At 67.0% G+C, this 10,000-nt stretch carries 8 protein-coding genes; 2 read left to right on the top strand and 6 right to left on the bottom strand.

All coding sequences use genetic code 11. The features are described 5' to 3' along the window. Nucleotides 1–148: 148 nt before the first annotated feature. Nucleotides 149–340, top strand: a complete 192-nt coding sequence (locus A6302_RS24350) for a flagellar biosynthesis regulator FlaF (protein WP_245293991.1) — start codon at nucleotides 149–151, stop codon at nucleotides 338–340. 299 nt (nucleotides 341–639) lie between these two features. Here the strand turns inward: A6302_RS24350 and A6302_RS08560 are convergent, their stop codons facing one another. The 4 genes from A6302_RS08560 to A6302_RS08550 all read right to left on the bottom strand — a co-directional run bounded on the left by A6302_RS08560 (nucleotide 640) and on the right by A6302_RS08550 (nucleotide 5,506). Then, nucleotides 640–2,139, bottom strand: coding sequence for a flagellin (locus tag A6302_RS08560; RefSeq protein ID WP_069306683.1), 1,500 nt, complete (start codon nucleotides 2,137–2,139; stop codon nucleotides 640–642). Between the two features lie 11 nt (nucleotides 2,140–2,150). After that, entirely contained in the window at nucleotides 2,151–2,222 is a 72-nt protein-coding gene (locus A6302_RS26130; RefSeq protein WP_425349138.1) for a flagellar basal body rod C-terminal domain-containing protein, read from the bottom strand. Further along, entirely contained in the window at nucleotides 2,195–4,009 is a 1,815-nt protein-coding gene (flgK, locus tag A6302_RS26125; RefSeq protein ID WP_083255628.1) for a flagellar hook-associated protein FlgK, read from the bottom strand. The genes A6302_RS26130 and flgK overlap by 28 nt, the downstream gene beginning before the upstream one ends. A gap of 129 nt (nucleotides 4,010–4,138) precedes the next feature. Continuing rightward, nucleotides 4,139–5,506 (bottom strand): flagellar hook protein FlgE, encoded by a 1,368-nt coding sequence (locus A6302_RS08550; RefSeq protein ID WP_069306682.1) that lies wholly within the window; start codon nucleotides 5,504–5,506, stop codon nucleotides 4,139–4,141. A 272-nt stretch (nucleotides 5,507–5,778) separates the two neighbouring features. On the opposite strand from A6302_RS08550, the gene A6302_RS08545 reads away from it, so the two are divergent. Next, the gene (locus A6302_RS08545; protein ID WP_069306681.1) at nucleotides 5,779–6,624 is read left to right on the top strand and encodes an AAA family ATPase; all 846 of its coding nucleotides are present in this window, start codon (nucleotides 5,779–5,781) and stop codon (nucleotides 6,622–6,624) included. Nucleotides 6,625–6,700: 76 nt separating this feature from the next. Here the strand turns inward: A6302_RS08545 and A6302_RS08540 are convergent, their stop codons facing one another. Together A6302_RS08540 and A6302_RS08535 are read right to left on the bottom strand one after the other, a co-directional pair. Continuing rightward, complete coding sequence (locus A6302_RS08540) at nucleotides 6,701–8,851, bottom strand: TonB-dependent siderophore receptor (RefSeq protein ID WP_141703566.1); 2,151 nt, start codon at nucleotides 8,849–8,851, stop codon at nucleotides 6,701–6,703. Between the two features lie 198 nt (nucleotides 8,852–9,049). Continuing rightward, nucleotides 9,050–9,916, bottom strand: coding sequence for a helix-turn-helix domain-containing protein (locus A6302_RS08535; RefSeq protein ID WP_083255629.1), 867 nt, complete (start codon nucleotides 9,914–9,916; stop codon nucleotides 9,050–9,052). Between the last annotated feature and the right edge of the window lie 84 nt (nucleotides 9,917–10,000).

Genomic DNA, 10,000 nt, shown 5'->3' with positions numbered 1-10,000 from the left:
CGTCCCTTCTCATCAAGGCGGCGGCAAAACTCCAGGCCATCAAGGACAACTGGGACGAGGTCGAGGAGAAGCAGCGCTCTGCCGACCTGACGAGGCCCTGACCTACAATCGGCGGCTCTGGACGATTCTCGCCACGTCGGCGACCAGTGTGGACAATCCGTTGCCCGCCGACATCAAGCAGAATGTCGCCAATCTCGGTGTGTTCATCTTCAATCACACCATGAAGACGCTGATCCGGCCCGAACCCGGAAAGCTGACGACGCTGATCAACATCAACCGTCAGATCGCCGCCGGCCTGCGCGCCTCCGCGGCCGCCGGACAGGCCCCGGCTGCGGGCTGAGGCCGGGCTCGAAGGTCTCTGCCGGTTTCAGCCGGCATCATTCCCACGTCGGATCATCCGGGTGCCCGGCCTCGTCCTTCGAGACGGCCCTCCCGGGCCTCCTCAGGATGAGGCATTCGGAATACTTTTCTTCTTGATCAATGAGTTGCGCTTTCCCTCATCCTGAGGAAGGCGCAAAGCGCCTGTCTCGAAGGACGAGGGAAAGCCCCAGCGGGTGAGGACGCCATAGCGCCGCGCCGGACGCCAGCGGCAAGACCACCGCGTCACGTGCCGACCCGCGCATCCCTCGCCTGCCCTGATCAGAGGTAGTTCACCAGCGAGAGCTGGTAGAGCATCGACGTGGTCTGGTAGCTCGCCTCGAGCTGGGTCTGGAGCTGCAGCAGCTGGGCGCTGACCTCGAACTTGTCGATGCCTTCCACGTCCGAGACCAGATCCTGCATCGCCGCCTTGCTGGTGACGTGCCGGTCGTCGGCCGCCTCGATGGTGGCGGCGGCCACCGCGATCTCGGCGTGGAGATCCTGCGGATTGGGGGCGCCATCGGGAAAGTCGAGCGCGGTGTCGACCCGTTCGGCGAGCGCGGCATAGCGGGCCTCGTCGGTCGCCACGCTCTCGTCGAAGCTGGCCGCGGCCATGGCCGCGAGGTTCTTCACGACGTTGACGAGGCTTTCCTCGTTGGCGCGGGCGCCGTAGTCCACGGTGATGTTGCTGTCGACCTTCGCGCTCGCGCCGCTGCGGGCGGGCGAGGCATCGTTCTGGCCGGTGTACCAGATCACCGAGGACGCCGGATCGGCATCGACCAGCCCCACCGCCTCGTAGGCCGAGCCGCCCGAGGTGTCGACCCGCTGCGGCAGCGCGCCGCCGGCCGTGTCGAAGAAGTCGTCGGCCGCCGCCATGGCCGAGGCGGCGGCAAGGTCGGTCTCCGCCGCCGCCGCCACGCCGGCCGACATCGCGACCCGGAAATTCTGGGCGGTCGCGTTCAAGGTGGTGCCGATCAGGAACTGGCCATCCTCCACCTCCGGACCGGTCGTCGCCTGCAGTTCGACCGTGGACGTGGTGCCGTCCGGATTGGTGAGCTCGATGGCGATCGTCTGGCCCGACACGGGCTGGCCGGTGAAGTTCACCGACAGCTGCGCGGGGCTTCCCGAGACCGACGCGGTGACGCCGGTCATCGTCGTGGAAACGCCGGTGATGTCGAAACCGAAGGTGGTGGTGACCGGCGTGTCCTTGCGCAGCGTCACCGTCGAGCCGGTGCGCGCCGTGGCAAGGCGCCCGAGACCATCGGCGCCGAGGTCCGCCATGCGCCGTTCCTCGGTATACTGCAGGAAGCCGGCCCGCGTGCCGTCGCCGTTCATCATCGTGTCGTAGTCGACGACGGGCGCGGCGTCGGTCTCGTCGCCGGCGAAGAGATGCCGGCCGGCGGCGTCCGAATTGAGCAGGCCGATGGTTTCCTGAAGCGCCACCTGGGCGGTCTTCTGCGCGGCCGTCTTGCCGTCGGAGAGCACCACGAAGGCGTTGGGATCGATCGCGGATTTCACGTCGCTCGGGATCTCGCCGATCCGGGTCAGCGCCGTGTCCATCAGCTTGATGCGCGTGGAGACGAGATCGATCGTCGAGGAATAGGCGTCGAGATTGGCGATCTGCTGGCGGAAGGTGACCGACTGCATCCGCCCCGAGCCGAGACCGGCATAGCTCGTCGACTTCTTCTCCGTCGTGAGCTGGATCTGCAGCGCCTCCATCTGCTGGCGCATCGTGGAGATTCGCGAGACGAGGGTTGTGGCGGAAAGGGCGGTGACGGACATCGGATGATCCTTCAGATGCCGAACAGGGCGTCGAGCATGTCCTGGGCGGCCTTCATCACGCGGGCGTTGGCCTGGTAGGCCATCTGCAGTTCGACGAGCCGCGCCATCTCCTCGTCGACGTTGACCTTGCTGGAATCGTCGTAGCGCTCGGCGAGGTTGGTGGTGACGATCGACTGGCCGTCGGCGATGCTCTGGGCCTGGCTGGCCTGGGCGCCTGGGTGGAGATGATCTGGGCGAGATAGTCGTCGATCGTGCCGACGAAGGGCGTCGACTTCGAGCCGATGCCCGTCCCCTCCCCCGAGAAGGTGACGTTGGTGTTGGTCAGCGCCTCGAGGATCGCGGCCGGGCGGGTCGAATCCGAGGGCGCGGTGGTCGCCGAATAGTTGACCATCAGCGCCGGATCGGCGCGCACGGCGGAATTGACCCTCAGCCGCGCGGCCAGCCCCTGTCGCTGATCCTCGCCGTCGATCAGTCCGGTGTAGGCCCCGCCGCTCGCCCCGCCGTCGACGAACAGCGCGAAGGCCGCGTCTCCCGACTGCTCGTCGGTCACCGTCACCGACGCATCGAAGCCGGTGATGTCGATCGTGTCGGCCGCCCCGTCGTCGAGGATCCGCACCGTGTCGCCGGACGGATTGGAGACGGTGAACGAGGATCCGAGCGCGGCGGCGATCTGGGTGGCGATCGAACCGGCACCGCCCGAGATGTCGATGCCGACCACCGTATCGGACGGATCGGCAGTGTAGTCGTTGTCGACCGTCGCAGCGCCGTCCGTGGCCACGAAGCTGAACGTTCGGGCCGTGCCGTTGTCGTCGAAGGTCAGCGTCATCGTGTTGCCCTCGAGGAGGGCCGATGTGTCGAGGTCGAAGCCGGCCTGCGCGCCGCTGGTCACCGCGGTGCCCGCCTCGGTGCGGTTGGACAGCGCCAGGATCATCTGGCTGGCCAGTTCGTCGAGCTGGGTCTGCGCCTCGACCAGCGTGTCGTCGCGCAGCGACTTGTAGGCCGCGATCGACCCGGAGCGGATCGCCCCGTCGGCGAACAGATCCACCGAATAGCCGTCGTTGCCCACCAGCGTCACCGTGCCCACGGTGCGCTCGTCCGCATCGGCGCTCCAGGTCGACTTGGCGTCGATCACCCCGTGCTGGTCGAACTTCAGCGTCGCGGCCTCGGCGCCGTAGAGCTGGGCGCCGCCGATCGTCGAGATGGTGATCTTGTTGTTGGCTTCCTCGGAGACGCGGACGTCCATCAGCCGCGACAGGCTGTCGACCGCCGCGTCGCGCTGGTCCATCAGCGCCACCGGCGACAGCGATCCGGCGCTGGCGGCCACGATCTGCTTGTCGAGGGTCTCGATCCGCTGCAGGAGGGCGTTCGCCTCCTCCACCGCCTGGGCGATTCCGCTTTCGGCCTCGTTGCGCAGCGACTGGATCTGGTCGGACAGCTGGTTGATGGAGGTGGCGAGATTGCCCGCGGCCGCCACCGCCGTGGTGCGGGTGGTCGTGCTTTCGGGCGATGTCGCCAGCGCCTCGATCGAGGACGTGAAGGCCGAGAAGATCGCCGACATGGAGCTTTCGCTGCCCGGCTCGCCGTAGAGCGCGTCGAGCCGCGTCATCATGTCGGAGCGGATGCCGGAATACTCGCTGGCGGCCACCGACGTGCGCCACTGCTTCTGGACCTGGACGTTGAGTTCCCGGTTCAGCGCGGTGACGGAGACGCCATAGGTCTTGCCGCCGGAGACGTTCGCCGACGTCTCCAGCGTCTTGCGGGTGTAGCCGACGGTACTCGCATTCGCGATGTTGTTGGCGACGACCTCCAGCTCGCGCTGGTTCACGCTGAGCCCGGAGAGCGACGTCCGCAAGGCGCTTGTGATGCTCATTCATCCCCCACGGCGAACCCCACGGTTCGCCCGGCCCGAGGCACGCCCGTTCGGCCTGCCTCTCCGAAGCGCTCCCGAGAGCGCAAGACCGGCCCTCCGCCGCGCGTGGGCGGCGGAGGGTAAGTGCGATTACCGGACGATGTTCAGGACCTCGGACAGCATGTCGTTGGCGGTGGTGATCGCCCGCGAGTTGGCCGAGAACGCCTGCTGGGTGACGATCAGCTTGGTGAACTCGTCGCTGAGGTCGACGTTGGAGGATTCCAGCGACTGGCCGACGATCGAGCCCGACGCGCCGTAGACGGCAGGCCCCGATTCCTTGGTCGCCGAGAAGGCCTCGCCATCGAGGTGGCGCAGCGCCGAGTCGCCGGCGAAATTGACGAGCGGAATCTCGTAGAGCGCCACCGACTTGCCGTTCGAATAGTTGGCCACCAGCTTGCCTTCGCTGGAGATCGACAGGTCGACGAAATCGCCGGCGGGCAGGCCGTCCTGGGTCAGCGTCGTCACCTTGGTCACGCCGTTGGAGTCGTCATACTGCGTGATGCCGGTGGCGGTGTGGTTCATCGTGATGTCGCCGAGAGCGTTGCCGTTCACGGTCAGGTTCGAGATCGTGTATTCGGTGGCGGAGCCGTTGATCGTGCCGTCTTCGGAGAAGTTGTAGGTCTGCCCGAGGCTGGTCCACATCTCGTCGGTGCCGGTCGCCGTGGAGTCCGACAGGTAGTAGCCCACCCACGAGTCGGTCGTGCCGGCCGGCGCACCGGCGGGAACCTCCACCTTCGCCCAGCGGAACTGGACGTTCACGGGCGTGCCGTTCGCATCGTAGACCGTCACGGCGCCGCCGGAGACGGAATTTTCAAGGAACTCGTCGCTGGAGTCGGCCGTGATCGTCGCGTTGCCGGCCTCGGTACCGGTCCACAGTTCCGATCCCTCGATGTCCTCGTCGGCGTTCGCCGTCAGCGGATAGCTCGGCAGGTTGATCTTGTAGTCGATCTCGCTCGTCACCTCGGCGCCGATGCCGTCGTTGTCGATCTTGATCAGCTCCACCGCGTCGCCGACGGCGCTGCCCGTCGACGGGTCCAGCTCGAGGCCGGCCAGGTAGTAGCCGGAGCCGTTGACCATGTAGCCGTCCTTGTCGAGGGTGAAGTCGCCACGGCGGGTGTAGACGTTTTCCGTGGAGAAGGTCGCGGTCGTGTCGACCTCGCCGGTCTTCTCGCGGATCACGAAATAGCCATCGCCCTGGATCGCCATCGACGTTTCGGAGTCGTCGCGCTCGATCGAGCCGGCGATGTCGTTGGTGGCGCGGGCCGAGGCCATCACGCCGCCCGAGGCCTGGGCGCTGACACGGCCGCCTTCGCTCTGCACCAGCGTCTGGAAATTGGTCTCCGTCCGCTTGTAGCCGACGGTCTGGGTGTTGGCGATGTTGCCCGAGATGTTCTCAAGGGCGAAGGACTGGGCGTTGAGGCCGCCCACCGATTTGCTGATGGCTGACAGGATGCCCACGTGATGACCCTCTTGCTCGACAAATTCGCAGCCACCACGGGCCGCGCTCGGAAATGACAGCGCAAGGCGCGTGCCATCTGGCGGCAGGCCGTTTTTTCGTTTGAAATCAAGCTGGTTAACGATAGATTAACCGTGCGCGGACCAGAAGGCCCCGGCAAGAAACACCGTCGCACGGCAGATTTTTCCCGGCAGGCCCTGCGGCATGTGGAAAGGTGTTCCGGTGCCAGCCAGGCCCGCGGCGGGCGGCGCCTCACGAGGACAAGGACGAGCGGATGCGATTTGCTGGAACGGACACCTATGTCGCCACCGACGATCTCGTCGTCGCGGTCAACGCCGCCGTCACCCTGGAGCGGCCGCTGCTGGTCAAGGGCGAGCCGGGCACGGGCAAGACGGTGCTGGCCCGGGAGGTCGCGAGTGCCCTCGGCGCGCCGCTGATCGAATGGCATGTGAAGTCGACCACCAAGGCCCAGCAGGGCCTCTACGAATACGACGCCGTGTCCCGGCTGCGCGACAGCCAGCTCGGCGACCCGAAGGTGGCGGACGTTTCCAACTACATCCGCCGCGGCAAGCTGTGGGACGCCTTCACCGCGCCGGTGCGGCCCGTGCTGCTGATCGACGAGATCGACAAGGCCGACATCGAGTTCCCGAACGACCTCCTGCTCGAACTCGACCGGATGGAGTTCTTCGTCTACGAGACCGGCGAGACCATCCGCGCCGTCCGGCGCCCGGTCGTGATCATCACCTCCAACAACGAGAAGGAACTGCCCGACGCCTTCCTGCGCCGCTGTTTCTTCCACTACATCCGCTTCCCCGACCCGGACACGCTCGCGGGCATCGTCGAGGTGCACTTTCCCGACCTGAAGAAGAAGCTGCTGGCCGAGGCGCTGGCCGCCTTCTTCGAGATCCGCGACACGCCGGGCCTGCGCAAGCGTCCCTCCACCTCCGAACTGCTCGACTGGATCCGCCTGCTCGTCAACGAGGACATCGACCCGGAAACGCTGCGCGCGGCCGACCAGCGCAAGATCATCCCGCCGCTGCACGGCGCCCTGCTCAAGAACGAACAGGACGTCCATCTCTTCGAACGCCTCGCCTTCATGGCCCGGCGCGAGGGGCGCTGAAACGCGAACCGGCCGGATCGCGGGATCCGGCCGGCTGAAGGTCGTCAGGATGCGGAGCCCCTGCCGGGGACGGTGTCTACCAGCGCAGATGCGCGCTGAACTTGATGGCCCGGCCTTCGCCGTAGCTGCAGGTGTAGGCGGTCTGGCAGCTCGCCACATAGCGCTCGTCGGCGAGGTTGGTGACGTTGAGGCCGACGCCCCAGTTGTCCTGCTCGTAGCCGATTTTGGCGTCGAACACGGTCGAGCTCGGCACCTTCAGCGTGTTGGCGTTGTCCACCCAGGACGATCCGACGAAGCGCATGCCGGCACCCACCGTGAAGCCTTCCAGCCGGCCGCTGCCGAAGGTGTAGTCGAGCGCCAGCGAGGCCTGACGCTCCGGCACGATGTAGGGCGTGTTGCCGATGATCGTCGTGTCGGCGTCGTCGGTGATTTCCAGATCGAAGGCCGTGAAGGCGGCGGTGAGGCGCAGGTTCTCGGTGATGTTCGCCTTGGCTTCGAATTCCACGCCGCGCGAGTTGACCTCGCCGATCTGGGTTTCCGCCAGATACGGGCCGGTGACGATGTTCTGGCGGGTGAGGTCGAAGAAGGCGGCGGTGAACACGCCGTCGAACCAGTCCGGCGCGTATTTCACGCCGACCTCATACTGCTCGCCGCTCTCCGGCTCGTAGAAACCGGTGACGGTGGACGAGCCGACCAGCGGGTTGAAGAAGGTCGAGGCGCTGACATAGGGCGTGACGCCGTTGGCGAACTCGTAGGCAAGGCCCGTGCGCCAGCTGAACTCGCCGGCATCGCCCGAATAGCTCGGCGTGCCGGTCGCCTCGGTGTCGACGAAGTCGTAGCGGCCGTTGAGGGTCAGCAGGAAGCCGCCGCCGAAGCGCAGCTGGTCCTGCAGGTAGAGGCCGAGCTGATGCTGGTCGATCACCTGGTCGATATAGGCCGAACGGTCACCCTGCGCCTCGCCATAGACCGGATCGGTGGCGCTGATCGGCGTGGCGCTGCCGCTCGACTGCACCTGGTCCATGGTGAAAAACTTGTAGTCGACGCCGGCGAGCAGCCGGTGCGTCACCGGCCCGGTGTCGAACTCGCCCTCGAGCTGGTTGTCGACGAGGAAGGTGTCGACCACCGTCCTGTGCTCGAAATTGATGCGGGTCAGCTGGTTGTCCGGATCGGACGGCTCCAGCGCATAGCCGAGGTAGCCATAGGGATAGAGCGAGATCTCGTGCAGGTCGCTGTGGCCGTAGCGGGCATTCTGGCGCACGGTCCAGCCGCTTTCCAGCTCGTGGGAAAACTCGTAGCCGATCGAGCCCTGCTTGCGCACATAGGTGTCGATGTCCGGCTCGGTGAAGTTCTTGTCAGGGTCGATGTAGCCGAAGTCGGCCGGAACCACCGTGCCGACATAGGGCAGGAAGCTGCCGGCGCCGTGGGTCTGGTCCATGTGGGTGTAGTTGGCCAGCACGGTCAGGCTGGTGGCGTCGTCCGGCTTCCAGGTGAAGCTCGGCGAGATCACGCCGCGCAGGTCGTCCTGATTGTCGCTGTAGCCGTCGCCACCGAGGACGCGGCCGAGCACGCGGTAATCGAAGGTCTCGTTCACCGCATCGCCGACGTCGAAGCCGACATAACCGGTTCCCGCGTCGTTGATGCCGGCCTCCAGATAGCGGATGCGCTCGCCGGTCGGACGCTTCGACACAAGGTTGACGAGGCCGCCCGGATTGCTGCCGCCGTAGAGCACGGAGGCCGCGCCGCGCAGCACCTCGATCCGCTCCAGCAGGAAGCTGTCGACGTAGAAGCCGCCGAAGCCGTAGCTGTAGAGCTGCAGCCCGTCCTGATACATGCCGGTCTGGGTGGCCTGGAAGCCGCGGATGAACAGCCAGTTGGTGTCGCTGTCCGCGCCGAAGGGCTGGGCGAAGACGCCCGGCGTGTAGGCCAGCGCCTCGTCGACCTTCTGGGCGCCGCGGTCGTCGATCTCCTCGCGGCCGATCACCGACACGGACTGCGGGATCTCCTCGATCGGCGTCGCCGTCTTGGAGCCGGTCGCCGTCTGTTTGGCCACATAGCCGTCGACCGCGCCGGTCGCGCTGCCCTCGCCCTCGATCACGATCGGGTCGAGCAGGACCGTGCCGGACGCCTCCTGCGCGGCGGCGGTCGTGACGAGACCCAGGCCGGCGGAGCCGGAAAGAACCACGCTCGCCATCAGGCGGCAGCGGCGGCGGAAGACGATCGAACGCATGGACATCTGTCGGTCAGCCCCGTGGAGAGGGCAGCGGCAGGGCGCCGCTGCCCGGTCTGAATGTGGAGTCGAGTTTCTTGAGTTTTATTATCCACAATCATCGGCGGCTTGAAGATTCCTGCGGTTCTTGCAGGAAATTGCGCCGGCGAAGGGCTTTTGCCCGGACTGTGTCCCGAAGGACGCACCCATCCACCCGTGTCAGCCGTCCGCGCGCTGTCCGCGCATCCACACGCTCGGCGTGACGCCGACCACCGACTTGAACACGCGGGTGAAATGCGCCTGGTCGCAGAAGCCGGTGGACGCGGCGACATCGACCAGCGAGGTCGGCGAGCGGGCGAGCAGATCCTGCGCAAGGCGGACCCGCGCCCGCAGTTGCCAGCGGTGCGGCGCCATGCCCACCGAAGCCTTGAAGGCGTGGCTGAAATGGCTGACCGACAGGCCGGCGATCCTGGCAAGATCCTCGAGGCGGATCGTCCGCGCGGCATTGGCCTCGATATAGTCGCAGACCTTGCGCCGGGTGCGCTCGGTCAGCCCCCCGCCCCGGACCGTCGCCGCCGGCCGCACCTCGAACAGCGCCGCGAGCAGCGCCGTGACGAGGCTCTCGCCGTAGAGCGCGGTCAGCGGCTCGCCCTGCGCCATGTCGGTGGCGATCAGGCCGGCGATCGCCGCGAGGCGCTCGTCGTCGAGCATCATCCGCGGCACATCGAGCCGGGCCGGGTCGAGATCGCCGGCAAAGCGCCGGTGCAAGGCAGCCGTGTCGAGATGGAGGTCGAGATGGCGCAGCCGGCTGAGGCCGGCGACGTGGCCGCGCATCGGCAGCCCGGCCGGCACGTAGCTGACGGTCATGGCGTTGCCGCTGCGGCGATGGCCGCGCTGGTCGCCGGTCTCGAACTGCAGGGATCCGGCGCCCTGCGCCTCCAGCATCACCACCACGCGCGGATCGCGGCCGACATAGTCGCCGCCCGCATGCGGCGCGCAGCGCACCGACCAGAGATCGGCGAACACGCCGTCGAACATCCGCCATTTCAGATCGTCGACGGAAAAGCCCTCGATCCGCGTGGTCATGCAGGGTCGGAACACGGGAACGGTCATCGGCAGCGCGCCCACCCGGCAGGCTTGGCAGGCGCCCGGTCGGTCAGGCGGCCTCGT

This window comes from Methylobrevis pamukkalensis, from assembly GCF_001720135.1.
Taxonomy (GTDB): domain Bacteria; phylum Pseudomonadota; class Alphaproteobacteria; order Rhizobiales; family Pleomorphomonadaceae; genus Methylobrevis; species Methylobrevis pamukkalensis.
The sequence above is the reverse complement of the archived record's forward strand: the minus strand, read 5'-3'. Positions and strand labels throughout refer to the sequence as shown.